This is a genomic window from Candidatus Hydrogenedentota bacterium, assembly GCA_019637335.1.
Taxonomy (GTDB): Bacteria; Hydrogenedentota; Hydrogenedentia; order Hydrogenedentales; family JAEUWI01; genus JAEUWI01.
Window position 1 is genome coordinate 1 of the sequence record JAHBVV010000032.1, and the last position, 22488, is coordinate 22488.

Consider the following 22488-nt stretch of genomic DNA (forward strand, 5'->3'; position numbering starts at 1 on the left):
GTGGGTGGGCGAGGTGTTTCGGGCTATTGCCCAAGACTGCGTATTCCGGTCGAGTCGGCCACCGATTCCGCTGGGAGTCGGTCCGTGAATCCGCTCCGGGGCGGCCGGCCGTTCCGGTGTCGGTCGGCCACCTCTCGGAGCGAAGCGACGATGGTGTTGGCGTTAGCGGTCGTTGGCTGGCTCGGAGAGCTTGCCTTTGGCCGTTTTTCTCATGGAGTCGCCCTTGAGGTCGAGGAAGTCCTTCGGCGTAAACGCACTGCCTGGACCGGACCGATGCGCGCGCGCAAGTATTTTGCCTTCAATAGTTTGCATGGGTATAGTTACTCTTGCCTGTCCCGAATTATAGCGCGAATTCGGGACAAAGTGAAGTGGCGCGAGCACTTTAGATCAGAATGGAGGCGTGGGTTGAGCACGCCGCACCTTCGGACGTCCGAACCGCTGCCCTCGAGCGTCTATTCTGGTTACGATATGCCAAAATCATGTGTTGGGTTTCGTTTACACCCAGCCTTTTCCGGCCGTCCACATCTTGTTGAAGTCACCGGGGTGCGCGGCAGCGAAGAGGGGCAGGGAGAGGAATTCGATCAGTTCCCGGTGTACGGCCACAAAGTCATTCTCGCGATTGTCCGGCAGGCCTGCGCGCTGGAGAAACGCGGCCCAGAGGTCGCGTTTGTCCGTTCGTTTTGGGAAGGTTTCCCACAGGCACGCGGGTATTTCTTTTGGGAGGTCTGTTTTCCGACGCTCGAAGGTCGCGTGTATGGCCTGGCACAGGGTGGGACCGTCGAAGTCAAATTCGCGTGCGAGCACACACAGGTCGTAGAAGTCCTTCATTCGGGTATTGAGCACGTCAAGAGAAACCATCGCCTGAAGCTTCTCGGCTATCACGGTTTCACGCGGGTAAACGCGGATGTATGGCGCGGGCAAGGAGGAAAGGAGCGCCGTATATTCCGCCTGCTGAGGTTCGGGGGTGATGGCGTCGCCGAATCCAATGTCTATCTGCAATGGGATGCGGGCGTTTTGAAGATGGGCCACGAGTCTGATGCGCTGACCGTTGTACTCGTGCTCGACACGAATCTCCTCGACATGGATGGACTGTTCATCGAAGATCAGACCGTCCGGAATCACCTCCATGCGGCAGATGTCGCGGATGACTTTTCCGAGTGCTTCGGGGGATGGCTCGCCAAAGCCCAGCAAGTCGAGATCGCGTGTAGGGCGGTGCGGTTTATGGGACCAGAGCGCAAAGAGCCGCGCTCCCTTGAGGACGAAAAGCTCCGCGTGTTTCGATTGGCTCAGGCGGTAGAGGAAGCGTTCCGTGGCGAAGGCCGCAAGGAGCAGATTGAAGTCCGAGCCGTCGGGCCTTGCCAGATTGCGGAGACGTTCGCGAATGGAGGCGGGCATGTTCTTTGGCGGCGGGGTCATTGAAGCATCTCGATATAGGGCTGTACGACCTTGGTAACTCGGCAAATGACGGCATATTTCACGAGTTCCGGCACGGTCGCCTTTTTTTGCGCCATGGCATCCCGCAGGGCTTCCACCGCCACGTCGCGTCCGATTCTGCGCCGATGGCGGAAGCAGTCGATCACGGTGCGGGCGGGGCTGGTGATACGAACGGGGACACCATCAACCAGGTGTTCCTCGATGCCTTCGGTGAGGGCTTTCCCGGAAAAGCGAACCACCTCAAAGGACAGTTCGGGGATGTGGGGGCGTCTGGCCTTGGGGTGCAGCGCGATCCAGATTGTGGCCGGCAGTTGGGTCGTAAGTTCATGGAACCGGAGCGCGGAAAGCAGGCAGATGATCGCGCCCGTCGTCCGTTTCGTGATAAGCGCGAAGTCGTGGTTTTCCGTTGGCGACGTTTCCGGATGAGCATAGAGTCCGCGTCCAACGCGGACCAGCCGTCCGGAGCGATACAGGACGGCAAGTACATGCCGCGGTATCCCGTGCTTTTCCAGATCGCGGGGGCGCAGAATTCCCTGCTCTTTGGCGAGGGCAAGTACCCGGTCCGATGGTGAAATCATTTCGCCCATTGTTTCATTTCGTCGTTAATGGCCACTAAGTATCCGACGTTTTGTAACACATTCTCGACGTGTAATGCAAAAGAGCAGATCAAGGCCGTGTCCTTCCTGAGCCATGATCGGCTGCAAGTAAGAAGGGGTGGTGGTTTGGGGTACTGGGCATAGTGCGACTCCAAAACTTCGACCGGAGGCCTCGCATGCCCGCCACTTCACCGTTTCTTGCCCGAATCCCGCCGAGAATTTTCCCTATTCAATGCGCCGCCGCCTTGGTATATTGAGGCGCGCGGACCCTTCGGGGTCTGCCATAGCCAATGCGCTCAACGGCGTGGCGGCATCATTCAAGTGGGCTGGCGACCCGGCAAACCCGATCCAGCCAATCGGGCTAAGGGGGCGGACTTCATCACCCGCCATAGCCAGACCCGTAGAGCCGGATGCGTGGAGACGCGCTTGTCCGGTTCGATGGAGGCTTGCCGGCGTAATCCTCCTGGCCCGTCCCCCTGCGGGGCGCGCGAGGAGAGTAATCCCGGCATTCTATCCAATAGCGATTGCCTTGAAGCAGGGCGACGCGGACACGCCTCGGTGGAGCGCATGCGCGCCATGCGTTCCATCGGGGCGGTGTTGGTCCAAGCCGGTGCGCGGCGTACTTCGGACGTCCGAAGTTGCGCCGCAAATCCGCCCAGGGGGTTCGTGACTACAGGGCGCAAGCCCCAGGTTCGTTCAACCTGCGCTGGCGTGGGGAGCGCCCGTCCTGGCGACAGGCGGGCTCGGGTCTTTGAAAGGGCCCGGCGACCGGCGAGAAAAAGCCGGCGGCGAATAGCTCAACCATGAGAGGGGCGAAAGCCCTTGCCAGTAAGAATCGCGCGAGACGGCGCCGAACCGCGAAAGGCTGTGACCGGCGGGTAAGGGGGAGCTTCTTACTTCTGCCCCCTGAAATCGCCTCCTTGCATGCAATGCACGGGGCGGAAACTGCAACGGGACGGGAGTCCCGCTGTACGGTCATTGGCTCCGGGGGATAACACCCCCTAGCAACGTGACGCGTGATTTGTGGATCAATACTAACGCGGGAACCGCTGAGGCGGCCGGGGTGATGCCCGGCGCCTGGCCCTTTCAGCCAGGTAATTGAAATGCCTCAGTGGGGGAGTGGGGTCCGAGTAGAAGTCGAAGGTTTCGAGGGTGCGGGCGGCAAGGCAGTCGCACGCGCCCTGGTGTGTTTCCGGGTGGCGCCGAAGCACGTACGCCACGACGAAAGGACCGACGGGTTTTTACCCACTTGATTGATGCCCGGGGGACGGTCAGCCATTGCCTGGCCGTCCCCCATTGCCCCTGGCGGGGACACGACCGGCCGCGCCGCTTTCATCGGGAGATGGATCGGGCGCGGTGTGTGCATCGGAGTGCCGCGGCAATGCGGGAAAGGAGGTTATGCAACGAGAGGATTTGAGTGCGCAACGGGTATGAATTGGGCACGGGGAACTTACGGAAGTAAGTGCGCCGTGCCGGATGAGCGGACGCCGGGGCATTCCGCACTTGCGGGAAGCGCGCCGGATGCCGGGCGCGAGACGCGGGTTTATCGGGCATTTGCCCTTTCCCGCGGATCGTGCTAAGAAACCCCGCGAGGCGCTCGTGTCGCGGGTTCTGTCTGATGGCTGTAACGCATATCGAGACCGCGGTACGGGCGCTTCTGCAACTTGGCCGTTTGGCCATGGCGGAAGCGTGCGCCGTATAGGATGAACCAGAGGCTTTGCGGGATTGTGCCTTCACCAAACAATCCCGCCCCATTCAACGGGGAAATCGAGCGAGGGAACATGAATTATCGCGGCGTGGCCACCAGCCTTGCTGGCTTTGTCCAACAGGTGGCCACGGCGTATCTTCCGCACGGCTACTGGTTCTACAGCCAGGGCTGCATACCGGCGGGGAAGCGCCCGGAGGCTATCGACGCCAAACTGATCGCGAAGTATGGCGCGGCCCTGTCCAAATGGCAGCGCGCGCGGCGGAAGCGGGCCGGTCTGGCCAACGTCCAGTACATACGGCTGGGGCGCATCTTCCTGGTTATGGCCACGAAGGGCGCGCATCCGTTCTTCCAGGAGGAGGCCGCGTCCATCCGCGACGCCCGCACGGTTCCGATCCGCGTTGGCGGCTATTCCATCAGCGTGCGGAAAGGGCCGGACGGACGGCTGCACAGCCACGTGCGAATTGATCGCGCGCCCTACGCCGAGCTGATGGCGCGCTACCTGGAGCGCTGCAACCGCCTGTCCACCGCGCGGCTCGCCAGCGAGCTGTACCATCTGCCCTATGAACCCTACGCCCCGGTGCGGCGGCAATACCTCATCCTGTTGCGGCGGATAAACGCGGTCCGCAAGGCGCATGGCCGGCCGGCCGTCCCCGTGGAGGCGCTGCCCCTGCGCAGGCGGATCATCCGGCCCTTTGAGCCGGACAACCGGGCGTGGGAGTCTACGCCGCTTCCGGATGCAGCGCCATGATGATTTCCGAGGCGGCTTTGCGGATTCCGTCAAGGGAGGCTTCGAGGGTTTCCACGTTGCCGTTGTAGAGCTGGATGTAGTCGCTGGATGCCGTGCTGCATTCCAATCCGATGGCGCTGGATACGATGTAGGCCACGGCTTCGGCCTCCAGTTCGCGGGATTTGCGCGTGCCTACGAGGCCGTGATCCGTCCAATGGAGCAATTCATGGGCGAGTTCATGAACCAGCACGGAGAACTCCGCGGCGGGACTCAGCGATGGGCGGATGCGGATTCTGCCGCCGGAGGAAGCCCCTTCGGCATTGCCCAGCTCGTCGGAATAGGTCAGTGCGATGCCCTGGCTCGCGATGAAGGCTTTCAGGCGCTCCGTGTGGCCGCGTGGATCGCCACTGGCTTCGGCGGGGCAGGGGAGGGGATCGCCGTCGGTCTGGGACACATCGAACACATACGCCGCACGGAAACGGATGCGGGGTTGCTCGTCCTGCAACGCGGTTTCGCTGGAATCACGGAAAACCATCGGCGCAATGATCGTGATGCCCTGCTCGCCCTTCTTCACGAAACGCCCAAGCTTCTTCCACGCCCGAAATCCAGCCACCCGGGACGCCATCGGGAATTGCGACTGGATCAGCAGGATATTCCGGAAGCTGTAGCGATGGAACCGCGCCATGGCCGCGAGATAGGCCACGAGCTGGTCGCTCTTGCCGCTTTCAAGATTCTCGACAAGGTTTTTCAGGCCCTGATCGATGAGTTGCTTTACCTCATCTGTTTTCTCCGTATTCATGTCCGCCTCCTGGGGGTTAAGGTTGTTTTCTTCGCGGAGACGGCCGACGAAGCGAACCCGGCGGTCAAGGTGGAGGCGCAGCACAACCTTGACGGCCCCAGGGGTGAGCGCAGTCAGAATCCGCGCCAAAAGAAAACCACCGCCCGGGAGGCGGGACGGTGGGGGAGGGGAGAGATGGGGAGTAATGAGACGGGTGCAGATAGATCGAACGCACTACCGAGAAGTGTGGCGGGTCAGCGTGGAATCAATCAAGCGTTAACCCGTCGGAAACGCCTTCCAAAATCGTCTGAATATTGGCCCGCGCAGGTTCGGTGACCGGATTATCAACACCAACCTCGATGGTGACTTGAATTTCCAATCCAGCCCCAGCTGCAGCTTTCTTAATTTCGCCGATATTATCGGCCAGATCCTGGATTTGGTCGGTGCTAAGTTTCGCGGACGCGCGGAGGACCCCGGGACGAACGGGTGGTGGCGCAGATACTGAAGCGACTGTGGGAATGGTGCCCGTGACGGCCTGTAACTTTACGCTACTGGCTGCCGCAATGTCACAGGGCCAGGGGCCACTGTCCTCGGTGCGCTCCAGGTAGTGGCCGTGAATAGCGCTGTCGATGGCATCCCGCACGAGGGGCCAGGGCTGTGGTTGTCCCGCGCGGCCGGAGCACGCGTTCAACAAGGCAATCGCGGTGGTGGCATTCTGTTCCCACGCATCCGGAAGGGCCTCGTGCAGAATGTCCGTCACGGGAATGGGAGAAGGCGGGCCGTGTAATTCGGCGCTGTCATTCAGGACACCCGCCGGGACGCTTTCTTTCCAGATGCTCGCCTGCCCCGCGATGAGCCATATGCTGCCCGTCTGTACAGCAGACTTGATGCCTTCCGCCACCGCGTCCGGCGAGGCGCTGGGCACGGACAGGGGCTCCTCGAAGGCGCCCCGCGACACCTGAACCACCGTGCCGCCTCCGAAATAGGCCTTGACCGCACTGACTGTGAGCACACCAGAGTCAGGCCAGAGCTGCGGAAGAGTCTTCGGCGTGAGCAATTCCCCAGGGATGGCGGCGAGCTTGGCGTTCTCCGGCAACACCAGCTCGAGGCTGGGATCCTTCATGTCCGTATCCGTCGGCCGCTGCATCCACCAGGTCCGGAGCGATCCATCGGGCCGCCGCGCCCGCAACACGAAACTGCCCTGTTCCGCACCGCGCGCAAGCGTACCCAGGATTTCCTGGTGCCGAAGCATTTTCGGCAGGTGGGGAAACTGCGCGAAGGCCCCCGCGAGGTCCTTCACCCGGCGTTCGGTTTCCCCGCCGCGCCACAAATCGAAAGGCCCACCCGGAAGCAGGGCATCCGCCTCGATGGCGGTATCCTGAATGCGGGATCGCTTGTCATTCTTGATGGTTTGGAAGAGCGGCTCGCTCTCGACGGCGATTTTAAAAGCGTGGATCTCACCTTTTTCGTTCACCGACACAACCACGCAATAGGCCTGCTTGATCGCCTCGGGGATCCGGCTCTTGGCATCGCCCAGATAGCCCGCGAGGCGCGTCGACCGAAGCACGTCCAGATCCTGCCCCTTGAGCAACTGATGCACCTCGTCCCACGCGAGATAATCCCGCACGGCGCTCCGGGCCGCGTCCAGGGCTGCCTTCTCCGGCACCGCCAGCACCACCGCATTCCGGCATACCCGCGGCCGGTTCGGTGCTGTGGTGTCGTTGATGAAGCGCTGCGACTCCGCACTGGGATTGCCCGACGTGGACACCGCCCTGGGGCTCAATATGGCGAAGTGGAAATCGCCATCGTCCTCGATGTCACTCGGCTTGGTGGGCAACGTGTGTACCCGCGCCCCGGCGGCGCTCGCGCCCTGGGTCAGGGTCTTGGTGTCGCCGATAAATTTGACCAGCACATCCTCCACCGCGCCATCGGAGACCCGGTTCTGCGCGGCGTCACTGTGCATCTGCTTCAAGTTGGGCTTCCCGCCCAGGCGCCACGATTTCGGCAGCATCTTCTGCCCGCCGGGCGCCGTCTCCGCGTCCTCGATGCATTCCTCATCCAGAAACCACGAAACCTCGGTCCAGCGCCGCAGGGCCTTCTCCAGCTCGATCTTGTCGGGACGCGTCGGTCCCAGCAGCACCATCAGATCCCGCGCCAGGGCCTTGCTTCCCTTGGGCTGGGAATGGAGGAAGGTCGCGATGACCGCCTGCTCCATCTCACGGTGGTTCAGGGCCGTCGATTCGTGTTCCAACGCCGCCGCCTTCTCCAGTTCGCCCAACAGAATCTTGTCCCATTCCTCGCGCTTGCCCTCATACTCCTCCGTGGTGGCCACGGAAGACAGCTCGCGCAGCGCCTCCGACAGGTCCGACTGGCCAGGAGGGGAGAGGAACACGTTACAGCCCACCAGGGGCGACTGATCCCACTTGGCCGCATCGCGCAGGCCCAGGGCAAAGGTCCGCAGCACGCCGCGCGTCCGCTGGAAGCGCTGCATGCTGGTCCACTTGGTGTACAGCACCTCCGTCACGTCCGGGTGGAAGGGATAGCTCTTCTCGAAGCGCTCCTCGGCGCTGTTGGCCTCGCGCTTGGTCTGCTCGTCCAGGTCGTAGACGCCCTTGAGCGCCGCCAGCACGTGCTGCTTGAAGGCACCCGATTGCTGGATGGATTTCGGCGTGAAAAAGCGGCGGCGCAGCACCTCGGCCACGTCCTGCTTCTCCACCGGCTGCACGCTCTCTTCCTGCTCCCGGCGGAACAGATCGGAGAGATTGCCCACGATCTTCTGGCCCGTCGAATCCATTTTCCGGGGGTCCGTCGCGAGCAGGGAGGCCACCACCGCGCAATGCTTCACCTTCGTCGCCGCCTGGGTCAGCGCCTGGAAAAAGCTCTCCAGATAGCCTTCATAGGCTTTCTTGACGTTGATCTTGTCCCGCGCATACATCAAGACCTCATCAATGAGTATGAGTGTCGAAAGCCCGTCTTTTTGCGGCATGGACAGGAGTTCCACCAGCAACGGCTCATACGGTGCGCTCTCGCGCTCCTTGTCCTTGCCCTCGCCGTGGAGCAGTTTCAGGCCCGCGCTCCCGGCAATCTGCCACGCCAGTACGCTCCACGGCTCCTTCAGCCAGCGCAGCTTGCCCGAAGGATCCCCAATCTCCATGCCCTTCTCGATGTCCAGCTTGTCGAAAGGCAACACCACCACCCGCGTCTTCGGCGGATTCAATCCGTCCAGGTGCGACCGGAACTCCTGCACCGAGGACAAATCCCCCGGCAGGTGCTCGGGATCCGCCACCAGGTGGTACAGCGTGATCAGCGTGTGCGTCTTCCCGCCGCCATAGGTCAGTTCGAGCTGGCGCACCGCCTTCTCGTTCTTCCCCGCCAGGCGATAGACCACATCCTTCACCAGTTCCCGCAGGTTGCGCGTGGGGTAGGTCAGCGCGAAGAACTCACGCGGATCCTGATACACCGTCCGCGCCCGGCCGAGCTTCACCTCGTAAAGATCGGCGGCAAAGCTGTTCAGGGCCAGATCGCCGGCCTTCACGTCGTCCCGCAGCGTCACCACTTCGTGCCACGGGGTCCAGGGGGTTTTAGGCATTGTCCGCTCTCTCTTCCTTTTGCCGCAGGGGCACCATGCGTACGCGGCGATCTTCGACCACCGTGAAATGCCCCGCGAAATCCTCCCGGCTCGACAACGCAGCCACCGCCACGCGCGCCACATGCTCCGGCGAAGCCATCGAAATCCGAAACAATATTACGCCACACGCGGCGGGGAGCCGGTGGCGAAAAGCCAGTTCACCAAAATCCTTGTCAAAAGTCACCACGATCCGGCCCTCCCGCTGCGCGCGTTCGAGCACGGCGGGATCCGCCGCGCCCGGCATGTCGCGCCGGACCCACACCATGTCGTGGCCCGCCGCCGCAAGCGCCTCCACAGCCGCCAGGGGAAAGTTCTCGTTCGCCAGCACACGCACGCGTCAGATGCTCAACGGGTACACCCGCTCCGCGTGCAGCAGCTCGCTGGCGTACTGCAGGCACGCCCGCACATCCTCGGGCGTGAGGCCGGGATAATTCTCCAGCACCTCGTCCTCGCGCCAGCCCTGCGCCAGGAGCTCGACGATGAACTCCACCGCCAGCCGCGTTCCGCGAATGACAGGCTTGCCGCACAAGACCTCCCCGTCCGTGACAATTCGCTCGTGCCAATCCATGGTTGGTTCTCCTGTAAATCCAATGTGATTCGGCGGCTTTGATCCACGCCTTCTACACCTTCCAGTGAAAGGTATTTTCAACGCGCAATGCGGCGCAGGCCGGATTGCCTGGAATACATCTCTTATTCGTGTGAATTCGTGTCCATTCGTGGTCTAACTTCACGCACATTGTGGCGCTCGACCAGCCGCCGGACAGGGCGCCGGTCACATTGTATCTCCACCCGAGTCCATCGCCATTTGCCTGTCCTCATGCCGCTCGCCTCGGGCGCGGACGTGGTTGCTGATGCTTTCCAGTAGCGACCTTTCCTGGCTGCCGCGTTCGGCGAGTTCTATTATGGCCTGGAGGAGTTGCTGGAAGAGTTTATTATTGCGCAACGCGCGCTCGTCGAGGTATTCGTTGACCGTGGCCACGTCGCCGGCTTTCCAGAGGTGCATGAGGCGGTGGGTCTGATCGATCAGGGGCACGGGCTTGCCGTTGGGCGCCTGGAGGCCCATGTTCTTCTTGATGCGCCTGTTCCAGGGCACGAGCTTGGCCTTGCCGCCGGAACTGACGCCGTCGTCGCCGGGCGCGTCGTCTTCCCCGGCGGATTCCTCGTCCGCGGTTGCGGCGCCGTCGATCAGGCCGCCTTTCGTGGGCGCGCTGTCCTTGGTCTGCAAAATGCCGTACTGATCCGCCAGCGCCTTGTCCGACAGCCCGCAGGACAGTGCATACATGATGCACGCGCCGCTCGGGGCCTCGCCCATCCCGAAATCGTTCCGGTGGAGCAGGTAATAGATGGTCACGTCGTCCAGGCCCGTCACCGTCACCTCCTCCTCGCCGTGCGAGAGGATGCGGCCCACCGCGAAGTCCACCACCATGCGCCGGACGTGCTGGAGAAACTCGGACACGCTCATGACCGCGCCGGGCTCGTCCGCCTTGCGCACCACGGGGTGCTTGGAATAGGCCTCCAGCGCCGGGCCCGTCGCCGCCCACACAAAGTCAGGGCCCCGAATGCCCGCGTCCCAGAAGTAGCGCAGCCGCTCCGTGATCCGCTCCCGCATCGCATCCAGCACCGGGCCGTCCCAGCCGGGGCGGGCGATGGCGGGGCGCTTCTTGCAGACGAGCCAGAGGGAGGAGGCGAGAGAAGCGCGATTTAAGTTACGAATTCCTCCAGGCATCTCGGTCGCAATCGGCCATGAACCCGTGACAGCAAAGCCCGCCCGAATGATTCCTGCCACCAGCGCTTCCCAAGCGTTGGGATTCTTATTTGCGAACACAACTACGAGTCTTCCATTTGGATGCATTTTCTCACAGGCCGACGAGAATGAGCGGTACATGCCGTCTTCGTAAGTCTGCTTTGAAAGTGCAGCATTTTTCTCGTGGCGACTTGAATCGTCTATAAGTTCGCCGTCACCAGTGCTTGAATTCCACTTCGGTCCAAGAGCTTCACGGGTTGCCTTGTCAAACTCAGGGCTCAATCCGTAAATGGCTCGCCGTATCCAAATGTAGAAAAAGTCCATTAGGTCCGAGTAGGGAATGGCATCATAGTATGGCGGATCAGTGAAAACGATGTCGTTATCGAATTCGATGCCAGTAATCGCGGATGCGTTTAGGGCATGTGGAGCTACCGTTGAACTCCAATCTGTTTGAAAGAAACGAGCGAGTACGCGATACGCTGAATTGATACCACCATTGTAAAAGCGCTCGATAGGTGAAAGGGGATTCCCTTCAGCATGATCCCATGTAATTGGCAAGGCCCATCTCATGAATACATGCTTAACTTCTTCTGCGCCATTTTCCCATATACAAAGGTTGGCCATGTAGTCAGCGGTGCGGCTGAAGACACAAGTTAGAAGAGCTGTTACTGCTTCTTGCCACAGTGGCGGAAATCCTGTCTTTTCCATCGCCTTTGGGCAAGTACGTGTGAGCCTGATCAATACTCCCAACGTAAGAAGTTGCCTATGGACAAATAGTTTGTGCCATTGGTCGAACCCGTAAAGCGGAACACGGAACCCAAGCGCTTCCTTTCCAGGAAGTGGCTCGGTTGGCAGCCCGAAGGGAATGTCCTTGTAAACATCTTCCAGGCACGACTCTGCCTCCTCCGCTTTCGCGATCTCGTCACGTATCGGCAATCGATACTCTTTGCAGGTCGGCCCTTCGACAACGACCGCAGTCATCATGGCCCCCAGCCGTCCTGACTTACCTTCGACTCGGATATCTTCCATAGTCATCATGGCTGGGCAGCACGGGCATTGCGCACCGGAGCGAGACATCGTGCCTCCGCCGAGTTTCTTATCGAGGGCGCGCTTTTGGGCGGCGTTGCCACCCTGTTGCGGGACATTGTCTCGTACCCGAAACACGACGCCCGACTTGTCGGCGTTCGGTTCCATCTCCAGCACGACGCGCTTCTTGTCCTTCTTGCAGAGCCAGCGCGTCTTGAGCAGGGGGACGATGGCGCGGCAGTTCTTGCACTTGACCGTGCGCGCCCAGAGGTAGGCGACGGTGGGCTTGGCCACCCAGCGCGGGTTCTGGGGGTGCTTGAGGTAGTCCTCGCCATAGTCCACGTTGAGCGTGTGGATGTCGGCGTTGCCGTCGGGATCGAGGGGGACGAGGCGGGGCGGGCGCGCCTCGAAGGCGACGCCGCCATCCACCAGGGGCTGGTAGTCGGCGTAGGTGGGGTAGAACTCGGCCAGTTCCTTGCGCGCTTCCTTCAAGACCCAGAGGCCCCAGGCGCGGACGTGCCAGGCGAGGTCGGCGTCGGGCGGGGGGAGGAGCTCCATCTGGTATTCCCGGAGCTTCGCCGCCACCTTCGATTTCGTCGCCTTCTTGCCGCCCGTACCCTTGAAATAGGCCTCCATGAACTCCGGGTCGTTCGCGGCGAAATCGGGTAGGGGGAGCTTCTGGCCCGCCAGCTTCTGGGGGTATTCCAGCGTACACTTGAGGATGAACCACGCCACGGGGTTGATGTCGATGGCCGTGGCCTCGCAGCCCAGGCGCATGGCCTCCAGCGGGATGGCCCCGCCCCCGGCGAAGGGGTCCAGCACGCGCGGCGCGCGTCCGCCATAGGCCTTGCGGATCTCCTCCCGGAAATAGTCCAGATCCGGACCCGACTCCCGGCCCCAATGGAGGATGCCGCCCTCCGTCTCCTCCTTGATGCTGCCATCCTTCTGCACCGTCTGCACCACCGTACCCGCCAGGCGCTCCAACAGCTTCTGGCGCGCCTCCTCATTGCCGGGATCCGGCAGCAACGTGGCGATCAGCGCCGCCCGGCACGCCGCCAAAGGACGCCGCGCCGGCCAGATATGCAGCGTAGAGATATGCCCGTGCCGCACGTTCTTCTCGTGCACCGAGTCAATGGACGTCTGTTTAAGCGGAAAAGCCACCTCAATAAGGCGCGGGGGATCGGGATTAGTATCCATTTCTTACTCCACCGATACTACCCAATAGAATCGTCAGCGGGTGTTGCACTGGGTGAAATCTGCTACTGCTCATCGAAGAGTGCTCTTTTCCATTCTTTCCAGCCTTTGTATTCAGTATTCAGTTTGGTGAAGTGGTTCATATAAGCGCTAAGTTCGTCACTCTTACCGATGGAATTCTCCAATCGACTCAGCAAATCTGTTAGCTGGTAAGAGGCTGCAACCTCCTTATCCAAGTAGGATCCAGGAAAAAGCTGAACCCTAAGACGTTGTTTGGAATGATCCCACTTAAAGGAAGTTCCGCTGTGATCGGTTTCTGGCTCTAGCAGGATATTGCCTGCATCATCTTTGCGCTCGATCTCAAATCCTCTGCTTAACTGCATCGAGAAGAAATCAAAAAAGCGCCTGGGCCCCACGCCAAAAAACGGCTCAAATCGGACGTGTGTGTTTTCGCCCAACTGATCGCCGACGACTTGAGCAAGGGAGTCCGGATGAAAATGTGCGGCTTTGCTCTTGGGATAGGGCTCAACGTATACCACCCGCTCAATGCCAGCGGCGATAATGTGTTTTGCACAGTTGTGACAGGGAAATGTTGTGCAATACAAGTGCGCTCCTCGGGTCGAAATGTTATTACGTGCACAGGATAGAAGGGCCTCCATTTCGGCATGAACGACGCGGCCATACTCGGTGATATCACCAATTAGAGAACGTTTGACCACATCTGCCAAGTCGTCTTTGTCGATAGGAGGAGATTTCTGTTGCTCGCCGTCTTGATTTGCGATGAGCTTATTCAGGACACGATTTACAATGTCATCAACGATCTTGTCCTTCTCCTTCTTATTCGAGTCACACTCTAACGTGCAATCTCGTCCGCCTGGCTGATCTCTGATCTCATGGGACTTCGAATCGTACTCCGGCCAGTAGAGCCCCCCTCCGAACTTTGGGCAATCATTCGCTCCAGTTGAAAGTATTTCCCTTCCCTTGGCTGCGACCGCCCCGACCTGTCGCGATAAATCAGCAGATCGGAGCGCGGCAGAGAACGCCATGAACATAGCGTATTCGTCGAATGTTGGAGTGACATATGGATGACCAAAAACCAAGTCGAGAACTCGCCAGATGCCGTGTGTCATCCGGTCGTTGTTCTCATCAATGTATAGGAAAAAATCAGCAAGATGAAATGTCTTACTTGTCTGCTGGCCATGCTTGAGGTGTTCATCAGCGTCACGCTTTATGAGCTTTTCCGCATCGTTCTGATGGAGACCCTTATTCTTTGTGAGGTACTTGATTCGACGCTTTTCATCGGCAAATACGCCAAGGAGGTAAAAACCGTCTCCATAAATATCGCGGAGACAGGAGACTTCTTCTGGATGCTTCAAAGAGCGAACGATGTACGCAGCTCGGTTACGTGGCGCGGTATCCGAAACCTCTTTTTGACGCCGCAGGGCGATTTCAGCAGCTACCCCGAGTGCGAGGATCCCGTTGTATCCGGATTTTTCTCTCGCTTCGTCTCCTGCTGTCATTAGTCTATCTATACGGTCAAATTCATTTGTCCCAAAGTCGGGAAATTGTGAAATCTTCATTATCACGTCGCGTGATACCGAAATTGTGTCGGGAAAGTACCCAAAACTTTGTAGGCGCTCCTTGAGTACGTTACAGACATTCTCCAACTCAGTGCCCACAGCGCCAACCAACCCAATTACAATTTCTGAGTTTCGAAAGCGACGACCGATGGCCGTTTCGCGATTAATCGACGCAGATGACAACGCCGTGGTATCAAAATCATCTGGACGAGTCTCTACCGGCTCGGTACCGATAGGCGTTGATATTGTCTCCCACGGCGGCGGGTTGTCATCACCAACGACAGGCCCTGGCTGTCCTTGCGAAGAACTCGGGTCGCTCTCAGTGTCAAGTATCGCTCGTACTTCGTCCTCAAGGGCTTTTGGTCCGCTGCCTCGACCCTGAAACATGATTGTTCCTGTACTTGGATACCAATTCATGATTCCGCCGTTAGAGTGACGAAACTGTTTTTGATTGTCGCCGATGTCCAACCATGTCCCTTGGGCCTCCAAGTGACCTAATGCGGCCCTTAGCGCCTCGTAGTCTTCGATAAAACGGAGTGTCATAGTTCCAACTCCAGGATTCTCCTTAACACTTCATTCCCCTTCCGCCGCGGCCTGAATCTGGCCCGCGTTGATGACCACGCCGCCCCCCTTGGCGACCAGCTTCTGAAACGGGTTCTGGACCCGGATCAGGCGGGGGTGGGCCGAAACACTCATGTATTCGGAAGCAATCATCGGAGTTTCATCTCCTGCAGGTAGGGGGAGAGGGTGGTGCTTTCTCCGAGCATGGATTTGTGCGAGACGATATAGAGGCGCTCTCGAGGCCGTGTAACGGCGACGTAGAACAGTCGGCGTTCCTGTTCGAGTTCTGCCGGTGTCTTGGCCAGCCTGCTCGGCCAAATCCCGTCAATGGCATCGAGCACGACAACCGTATGGTATTCCTTGCCTTTGGCTCGGAGGGCGGTCATGAGGTGGATGGAGCGCAGTTCATCCATGTCCCGCTGTTCTTCTCCTTCGGGCACGGGCTGGGCCTTAAGATGAGAGATGGCATCTTCGAGATCGTCCAGAAAGGCGTCGTAGTCGTCACTATAGCGCTGGGCGTAGTCGGCCAGGTGGAGGAAGGGGGGATCGACGTAGAAGATGTCTTCCAGGGACATAGCCTTTCCATAGTCTTTAGAAAAGCCGTCAAACTCCTCACCGAGGACATTGAGCGTGTCTGCGACGGTCTTCGTGGCCAGCAGGCGATTGATGGGCCCGTAGAAGCGCTCGTTATCGATGTTCTTGAGCGAACCGGGGTAGGCCATAAGTGCCTCTATTGCCTCGTCGAAGCTCCGGGGCCTTTTCGTATGAAGGTGCGCGTTCAGTTCGGCGCGGTCCTTTTTATTCAGAGGATAGCGCTTGACCTTGTCAAGGAGGCCCACAAAGTCATTGACAACTTCGGGTGCCCTCCGGCGACGATCATCCCGGCGTGACACCATTAGAAGGATGTCGCGAAGGCTATCGAAGGATGCTTGAAGGAATATATTCAGGTCTTCCTTCGCAAAAAAGGGGATATCCGAGGCAGCAAGCAGAATCTGATAGGGAATAATCTGCCCGCGCTTACGTCCGAGAATGGCCAGTTTTTGACCATCATTCTGATTCATTTCTTTGGCCAGAGTCATCACAAACTCGCAGCTTTCCTGATAGGTCGCGAATTCCCTGACGGAGATATCTGCTTTGCGGGTGCTTTTTGCCTGGACTGTTTTCGGAATTCGAATCTCGTTGTGTTCGATCAATCGGGTCGCGTGGTTAACGATGTTTGAAGGGGAGCGGTAATTCTTTTCAAGGATGTGGGTCTCGAACTCGCCACCGAGAAACTTCTCGGGTTCCAGAATGAACTTTGGCACCGCGCCGCGCCACTCGAAGATGGCTTGGTCGTCGTCTCCGGCAATGGTGAGGGTGCTCTTGTGAATTTGTACGAGGGTCCGGATTAGATTCATATCCAACGGGTCGACATCTTGAAATTCATCGACAAGGATATGGTGAAAGCGTTGATTTGCGGCTACCGTAGTTGCCTCAAGCTTGAGCAATGCATGGTATTTCTGGTCGGCGAAGGTAAGCAGATTGGAACGGAGCAGGTGCTCGGTGGCCGTGGCCCAGAAATGGATGAAATCGTGCTGCTGGTGCTGCTCGTAGAGTTTCATCTTGTCGAGTCGAGATTGATATGCGTTTGCAAAATACCGATCCAGACCCACACTTTCGATCCACTTTGTGTTTTTCACAAAGTCTTTGATGAGATTCTTGCTCTGATGGCGGAATCCCAATCCCTTCAAGACGTCGAACACGTCCAGGATGTCGCCCTTCAGCGCGTTGAGCGCGTTGCCTGACGACAGGACTTGGGCCATGGTGGCATTCTCCGTCCAAAGAGGCCGCAACGTATGGTGAAAAATGCTATAGGCGTCTTTTCTGGAGACAAGTTTGAGGCCACTTTGCTGACTGCGGAGATGCCGATAGCCCAGTGCGTTCAGGGTATTCACCTGGACATGTGACGCGAGAAAAGCCAGATCCGGATCATTCTCTATTCGGTGCCGAATTTCATCTCTCGCGCCTCTGGTGAAGGTAACGATGAGGAAGCGTTGAGGTTTCTTTGCATTGCGTTCCTGTATCGTCTTGCAGCGCCAAAGGAGAGACAGGGTTTTGCCGCTGCCGGCAGGCGCGAGCAGTCGAATTCGTTCGGCCTTGCTTGCGCAGAAGCTTCGTTGCGACAGGTCAAGTTTCACGTCAGGCATGGGTTGCACCCTTTCCATACTTTTTCCTATTCCCCTTCCGCCGCGGCCTGAACCTGGCCCGCGTTGATGACCACGCCGCCCCCCTTGGCAACCAGCTTCTGAAACGGGTTCTGTACCCGGATCAGGCGGGGGTGGGCCGTTGCGCAGTCATATACTACATAGAGCCAGTAGCGATCACCAAGGTTGCAGGCCTTGGCCCATTCGTTGGGGCTGAGCTCGATTTCTCCGGAGCGCATGCGGCCCTTGACCTCGACGGCGATGGTGCTGCGGTCGGCGCGTCGGACGTGGAGGTCGAAGCCGCAGTGATCGTCGAGCCCCTGGGCGCGGGCCAGGGCGGGGGTGGAGACCTCGTGTACGGTGGAACCGCGCACTTCCTCCCACGCGCTGGCGATCTGGACGGCGATGGCTTCCACATCGCGGTCGACCCGCTCGCGCTCGGCGGGGTCGTCGGTGGGTACAATGAGTGCATGGGCCAGGAACTGGACGGCACCCGGCTCGATAAGTTCCGCCTCGCGGTGGAGCACGGCCAGGGCGTCGGCCTTGCGTTGGGCCAGGTGGCGCTGTTGGAGTTTGACCTCTTCCAGTTGCTTCTTGGCCACGGCGATGCCCTCGCGCACGCGCTGGGAGAGGCGGGTTCGCCGGGAGGCCAGCTCGGCATCCTGATAGTCGAAGCCCCGGCGGATGAACTCATCGCGCATGGGGATTTCCCGCTGTAGCGTGGCGCGGCGCTGCTCGGCCAGGGGGACGGCGATGGTGCCGGTGGCGTGGGCGCGGGCCTTCTCCGCCAGGGCGGGGGCCTTGGCGCGGATGGGCTGGGCGGCGGCGGGGATGCCGCGACCGCCCTTGAGGAGCATGAGATGCTCCACGGGACACTCCTCCGTGCGGCCGTCCGCCGTTTGGCGGAGGGCGAAGAGGCGCGATTCCAGGCATTCGGCGTGGGCCAGGGGCGGATGGGCCGGATCGGCCCCGCGCTCGATGTGGACCAGGCCGAGGTGGATCAAATAGGGCGCTTCCGCCGTGGGGTCCACGAAAATGGCCCCGCGCAGGGCATCCTGCCGGAAGCGGTCGCAGACGTGCTGTCGGAAGGTATCGAAGAGATAATCGCCGGGGTGGAGCCAGATGCGGTCGGACAGATCGCCATCGGCGGGCCGGTAGAAGGTCATCTGCTCCCGCTGCGGGGGGGTGTAGGCGTCCAGCGCGGGCCAGAGGGCGTCCATGGCACCGGGTTGATCCGGGCGCAGGGTGAAGATCGCGTCGGGGTCGCCATCGAAGCCGATCCCCAGCACGGGTGCGGCCCGCTCGACATAGCGCCGGATGAATCCGGGCAGGAGGCGGCGGAATTGCTCGCGCTCCAGGCTTTCGCGGATAGCGGGCAGCTCCTTTTTCACGTCGCCGCCGTCGCCGTAGAGGCGTTGCTCCCGATCCGCGAGGGCCTTGACCTGCTCTTCCGTGAGGGTGCCCGCGAAAGGGTCCGCCGGATCGTTCGGGTCGCCGTCGAGGGCCTGCACCATATAGTCCCGCACGGAGACATTCTCGAAGAGGCGCCCGATCACGTCGAAGACCTTGTCGGACCCGAGGGACTTGCGGATGCTCTCCAGCTTCTCCAGGAGGGTCTTCATCACCCGGCCTTCGCGCGTTTTGCCCGCGACGAGGTTGAGGATGACGACGGGGTCGTGCCTCTGGCCATAGCGGTGGATCCGGCCCATACGCTGCTCCAGGCGAGCCGGATTCCAGGGGATGTCGAAGTTCACCATGATCCAGCAGAACTGGAGGTTGATGCCTTCGCCGGCCGCATCGGTCGCGATGAGGAACTGGGCTCCGCCGTCGGCGTGATCGTGTTTGAAAAACTCCTTCTGCTCGTCGCGGCGGGTGTAGTCCATGCCGCCGTGGATGGTGGCGATGCGCCCGGCGAAGCCGATGCCGGAGAGGCGCTTGACGAGGTAGTCCAGGGTATCCCGGTGCTCGGTGAAGATGAGCACCTTCTCCTTCTTGTGGGCGCGGTCGTCCAGGATGGAGCGGAGCTTGTCGAATTTGGACTCCTGGCCGCTGTCGTAGACGTGGCGTGCGAGGGCGGCCAAAGCCTGGGCCTGCTCGCGCTCCAGCAGTAGCTCAGCCAGATTGCGGGCGACCACGCCGCCCATGGCTTTTTCCTCCACCGCTTCCCGTTCCTCCATGCCATCGCTGGTACCTTCCTCGTCGGCGGTGCGGGCTTCGTGGGCATCGTAGTCCTCCTCGTCGAGGTGGCCCTGGCGTCGGCGGAGTTCATCTTCGCTAATGCGGCCGGATTCGATGTCCTCGATGAGGCCGCTGAGCTTCTCGGCGCGGCGTTCGAGGGAGCGGAGAATGGCCCAGGTGGAGCTGGCGAGGCGTCGCTGAAACACGCTCATGGCGAAGCGGGCGGCAGAACGGTTCAGCATTTTGGCTTTGTTGTAGTAGGTGCGGATGTACTCCGTCACGTTGTCGTAGAGGGCCTGTTCGCTGTTGGCCCCCGGCGTGAGATCGTAGGAGAGGGTATCCGTGATCCGGGTGGGGTAGAGGGGGTTCCCCTCCAGGGTGACCATCTCCTCCTTGGTGCGGCGGATGAAATGGCGGAGCTTCTCCTCCTCCGGAAATTCATCGAGGGCCTCGGGCGTGGCGAAGACATTGGGGTCCAGCAGACGCCACAGGCAATAATAGGGGAAATCCTTGCCCATGTGGGGCGTGGCACTGAGCAGGAGCAGGTGCGTGGCGTGCCAGGGCAATTGCCAGCGGGGATCGTGGGCCGTGGCCCCGGCCAGCGCCTCGCCGAGTTTGTAGCGGTCCGTCTTCTTCACGCCGCCGTCCAGATCCTGCCGGACGGAAAGCTTGTGGCATTCGTCGAAGATGATGAGGTCGTAGGGCACCACGGCGGGATCCTGGAGCCGTGCGAACATCTTGTCGCCCGCGAGGGTGTCCACGCTGACCACCAGCCGGTCACTGCCGGGGCCGACGAAGGGGTTGCCCTTGCGCGCGTCCGCCCCTTCGATGATCCGGAAATGGAGTCCGAAAAGGGCGCGGAGTTCCCGTTCCCAGTTGCCCAGGAGGCCTGCGGGCGGGACCACGAGCACCCTACGGATCAGACGGCGGGAGAGCATTTCGCGGATGTAGAGCCCGCTCATGATGGTCTTGCCCGCACCGGCGTCGTCGGCCAGCAGGAAGCGCAGCCGGGGCTGGAGCAGCATGCGGTCGTAGACGGCAATGCGCTGGTGGGGCAGGGGATCGATCAGCGCCGTCTCGGTGGCGAAAGCGGGATTGAAGAGGTGGCCGTAGGTCAGGCGCTCGCCCTCGGCCACGAGCCAGACGTGATCCGGGTTGGCGATGAAGTCCATCTCCGGCGCGGGGGACTCGCTATACAGGTCGCGTTCCTCGCGCGCTGCGGAGCGAGGGGACTGGAGGCTATCGATGCCGTGTGCTTCGAGACCGGCCACTTGCTGCCAGGCCAGATCACTCGGACGGGTCTGACCGTTTTCCCAGCGATTCACCGAGGCAAAGGACACGCCAAGCAACTCGGCCAGACGCGTCTGCGTCAAGCCGAGGGTGTCTCGAAGTGCCTTGATGCGCTCACCCGCATCCGGCGGCACCGCAGTTGTCTTAGCACGAGGCGACAACGGTGATTCTCCCGGTAGAACTGCCGGGTAGAATTATAACAGGTGCTATATTGCGAGGTACAGTGGAATTAGGTAAAAAAAGGGCAGGGAGGCCCGGTGGTGCAATCGAACCATTGAAAAATCCCTGCCGCAATCAACAAGTACTATTCGTCGTCGTCCTCCGTGCGCTGGCTGGCGCCGAAGATCCAGGTGTGGGCCATGTCGGCGATCTTGGCGACCACGGGGAGTTCGTCCCGCCCGAAGGAGTCGGAGGTTTTCCACTCCTCGCCGTCCTTGTAGAGCCGCGTGATCCGGACGTTGTAGCGGTGTCCGTTTTTCGACTCGTTTTGCCAGATGGCGGCCTTGATCGTCCCGAGCCGGAGCTCTTCCACGGGCTTGTTCGCCGTGCTTTTCTTGCTGTTGGCCATGTGGGCCTCCTTTCGTGGGTTGTGTTTACGCGGCGAGGGCCAGCAGGCCCGACGCGCGCGTGTCCAGTTCGATGCGGTCGCCGGCGTTGGGCAGCTTTCCGGCCATGCGCGTAAGTGCGTCGATGACCGCGAAGAGCGAGAAACCGCTGCCGTCGCCAGCAACCCTGATGGCTTCTCGCGCGAGGTTTCGGGGGATGCCGTGTTTGTGGAGGGCCTTCAGGACCTCCTCGGCATCGGTTCCCATGCGCGTGCGCATCGCATTCTCGATGACGCGCACGAAACCGTCGCGCCGCTCGTCCCGTTTCCAGACGAGGTGTTCGATGATCCGCCGGATGTCATTCAGCGAATCGTGGACCCGCGCGGTGTGCTTGCGGGTGAATTCGACGACTTCCACGGCGTCCCAGACGATGTGGTTCCGGCAGATGGCCTGAAACCAGAAGGTCTGCACGCCAATCGAGCGCTTGCCCACCTCGGAGTTCCACAGGAAGAACCCTGGAGCGAAGGCCTCGCCCTGGATCTCGGTCCAGCCGGTCGGGTCGATGAGGAAGCAGAACATGTCCTGCTCCCCGCAATAGAGCCCGCTCGCACCCGTGATCGCCTGCTGCGGCGGACAAAAGTCGCCCGCCACCTCGCGAACCACATCCAGCAAGTCCGCGTTGTGCAGCCGGGTGTAGCTGGCGCCGTGAATGGAGCGGATGCCACCCGGCTGCACCAGCGCCTGGATGGGCCGCGATCCCGCCGGGAGCGTTTCCCGCAGCGCCGCGACCGCCGTTTCCGGCCGGAGCTTGTTCACCGTGTCCTTGCTGACCTTCGCCAGGCCGCAGACCTGCGTGAAGCTCCAGTCATTGAGCCGGTAGACGCCATCCTCGCCCAGGCGCAGGGTGAGCGTTCCCTCATCCAGTTCCGGGCGGATCGCCGAAGGCGCGTTCCACTTCTCCTCCGAGCGCTCGCGCTGCTCGTTGCAATGGCGCGTGAGCGCCTCCAGGTTCGCATACTGTTCATCCGGCGAACGCCGGAAGAGCTCATTGTGAGCTCGCGTCAAATGGGCCATGAGACTATCTCCTAGTTGTTGAAACCCGTTGAAAAACCGTGTTGCACCACCGGTCTCCCATAAGGCATGGAAGACGGGGGTATCCCGTCTACGCGTGTTCGTTTTTCAAAGAGCATCAACTTGGAGGGTTATGCGGGGAGCATACGCGAACGTGACATTTAGTCAAGTTCCGGGTCGGGAATGGGGGAGAGAACGCGGCATCGCCTGCAGGATGCGGCGTAATTGTTCAAGGCATCCGCCTA

15 protein-coding genes are annotated in these 22488 nt (G+C 60.6%); 1 reads left to right on the plus strand and 14 read right to left on the minus strand.

Annotation, left to right across the window (positions count from 1 at the left end; translation table 11 throughout):
• Positions 1–162: 162 nt before the first annotated feature.
• The 3 genes from KF886_23365 to KF886_23375 form a co-directional block, all read right to left on the minus strand.
• Positions 163–312 (minus strand): hypothetical protein, encoded by a 150-nt coding sequence (locus KF886_23365; protein MBX3180301.1) that lies wholly within the window; start codon positions 310–312, stop codon positions 163–165.
• A 183-nt stretch (positions 313–495) separates the two neighbouring features.
• Entirely contained in the window at positions 496–1416 is a 921-nt protein-coding gene (locus KF886_23370) for a nucleotidyl transferase AbiEii/AbiGii toxin family protein (protein MBX3180302.1), read from the minus strand.
• Complete coding sequence (locus KF886_23375) at positions 1413–2012, minus strand: type IV toxin-antitoxin system AbiEi family antitoxin domain-containing protein (GenBank protein ID MBX3180303.1); 600 nt, start codon at positions 2010–2012, stop codon at positions 1413–1415. The genes KF886_23370 and KF886_23375 overlap by 4 nt, the downstream gene beginning before the upstream one ends.
• A gap of 1799 nt (positions 2013–3811) precedes the next feature.
• On the opposite strand from KF886_23375, the gene KF886_23380 reads away from it, so the two are divergent.
• The gene (locus KF886_23380; GenBank protein ID MBX3180304.1) at positions 3812–4486 is read left to right on the plus strand and encodes a hypothetical protein; all 675 of its coding nucleotides are present in this window, start codon (positions 3812–3814) and stop codon (positions 4484–4486) included.
• Here the strand turns inward: KF886_23380 and KF886_23385 are convergent.
• The 11 genes from KF886_23385 to KF886_23435 form a co-directional block, all read right to left on the minus strand.
• Positions 4458–5264: a DUF1738 domain-containing protein gene (locus tag KF886_23385; protein MBX3180305.1), complete on the minus strand. Its 807-nt coding sequence runs from the start codon at positions 5262–5264 to the stop codon at positions 4458–4460. The two genes, KF886_23380 and KF886_23385, sit on opposite strands and share 29 nt — an antisense overlap.
• A 244-nt stretch (positions 5265–5508) precedes the next feature.
• On the minus strand, positions 5509–8832 hold the full coding sequence (locus KF886_23390) for an ATP-binding protein (protein MBX3180306.1): 3324 nt from the start codon (positions 8830–8832) through the stop codon (positions 5509–5511).
• Positions 8825–9205 (minus strand): DUF5615 family PIN-like protein, encoded by a 381-nt coding sequence (locus tag KF886_23395; protein MBX3180307.1) that lies wholly within the window; start codon positions 9203–9205, stop codon positions 8825–8827. Before KF886_23395 ends, KF886_23390 begins: the two co-directional genes overlap by 8 nt.
• A 3-nt stretch (positions 9206–9208) precedes the next feature.
• A complete protein-coding gene (locus tag KF886_23400; protein MBX3180308.1) occupies positions 9209–9439 on the minus strand; it encodes a DUF433 domain-containing protein in 231 nt (76 codons plus the stop codon).
• 204 nt (positions 9440–9643) lie between these two features.
• Entirely contained in the window at positions 9644–12766 is a 3123-nt protein-coding gene (locus KF886_23405; protein MBX3180309.1) for a DUF1156 domain-containing protein, read from the minus strand.
• 134 nt (positions 12767–12900) lie between these two features.
• A complete protein-coding gene (locus tag KF886_23410; protein MBX3180310.1) occupies positions 12901–14958 on the minus strand; it encodes a cytidine deaminase in 2058 nt (685 codons plus the stop codon).
• A gap of 30 nt (positions 14959–14988) precedes the next feature.
• Positions 14989–15129, minus strand: coding sequence for a hypothetical protein (locus KF886_23415; protein ID MBX3180311.1), 141 nt, complete (start codon positions 15127–15129; stop codon positions 14989–14991).
• Positions 15126–17162 (minus strand): ATP-dependent helicase, encoded by a 2037-nt coding sequence (locus tag KF886_23420; GenBank protein ID MBX3180312.1) that lies wholly within the window; start codon positions 17160–17162, stop codon positions 15126–15128. Before KF886_23420 ends, KF886_23415 begins: the two co-directional genes overlap by 4 nt.
• A 26-nt stretch (positions 17163–17188) precedes the next feature.
• Positions 17189–20710 carry a DUF3883 domain-containing protein gene (locus KF886_23425; GenBank protein MBX3180313.1) on the minus strand — a complete coding sequence of 1174 codons (3522 nt, stop codon included), beginning with the start codon at positions 20708–20710 and terminating at the stop codon, positions 17189–17191.
• 221 nt (positions 20711–20931) lie between these two features.
• Positions 20932–21195 carry a hypothetical protein gene (locus KF886_23430; protein ID MBX3180314.1) on the minus strand — a complete coding sequence of 88 codons (264 nt, stop codon included), beginning with the start codon at positions 21193–21195 and terminating at the stop codon, positions 20932–20934.
• A 25-nt stretch (positions 21196–21220) separates the two neighbouring features.
• Positions 21221–22246 carry a DUF932 domain-containing protein gene (locus KF886_23435; protein MBX3180315.1) on the minus strand — a complete coding sequence of 342 codons (1026 nt, stop codon included), beginning with the start codon at positions 22244–22246 and terminating at the stop codon, positions 21221–21223.
• Between the last annotated feature and the right edge of the window lie 242 nt (positions 22247–22488).

Excerpts from the sequence above, each read along its gene's own strand:
- KF886_23430 (MBX3180314.1), bottom strand. The coding sequence starts at position 21,195 with ATGGCCAACAGCAAGAAAAGCACGGCGAACAAGCCCGTGGAAGAGCTC.
- KF886_23365 (MBX3180301.1), bottom strand. The coding sequence starts at position 312 with ATGCAAACTATTGAAGGCAAAATACTTGCGCGCGCGCATCGGTCCGGT.
- KF886_23415 (MBX3180311.1), bottom strand. The coding sequence starts at position 15,129 with ATGATTGCTTCCGAATACATGAGTGTTTCGGCCCACCCCCGCCTGATC.
- KF886_23380 (MBX3180304.1), top strand. The coding sequence starts at position 3,812 with ATGAATTATCGCGGCGTGGCCACCAGCCTTGCTGGCTTTGTCCAACAG.
- KF886_23385 (MBX3180305.1), bottom strand. The coding sequence starts at position 5,264 with ATGAATACGGAGAAAACAGATGAGGTAAAGCAACTCATCGATCAGGGC.
- KF886_23435 (MBX3180315.1), bottom strand. The coding sequence starts at position 22,246 with ATGGCCCATTTGACGCGAGCTCACAATGAGCTCTTCCGGCGTTCGCCG.
- KF886_23370 (MBX3180302.1), bottom strand. The coding sequence starts at position 1,416 with ATGACCCCGCCGCCAAAGAACATGCCCGCCTCCATTCGCGAACGTCTC.
- KF886_23375 (MBX3180303.1), bottom strand. The coding sequence starts at position 2,012 with ATGATTTCACCATCGGACCGGGTACTTGCCCTCGCCAAAGAGCAGGGA.
- KF886_23410 (MBX3180310.1), bottom strand. The coding sequence starts at position 14,958 with ATGACACTCCGTTTTATCGAAGACTACGAGGCGCTAAGGGCCGCATTA.
- KF886_23400 (MBX3180308.1), bottom strand. The coding sequence starts at position 9,439 with ATGGATTGGCACGAGCGAATTGTCACGGACGGGGAGGTCTTGTGCGGC.
- KF886_23420 (MBX3180312.1), bottom strand. The coding sequence starts at position 17,162 with ATGCCTGACGTGAAACTTGACCTGTCGCAACGAAGCTTCTGCGCAAGC.
- KF886_23390 (MBX3180306.1), bottom strand. The coding sequence starts at position 8,832 with ATGCCTAAAACCCCCTGGACCCCGTGGCACGAAGTGGTGACGCTGCGG.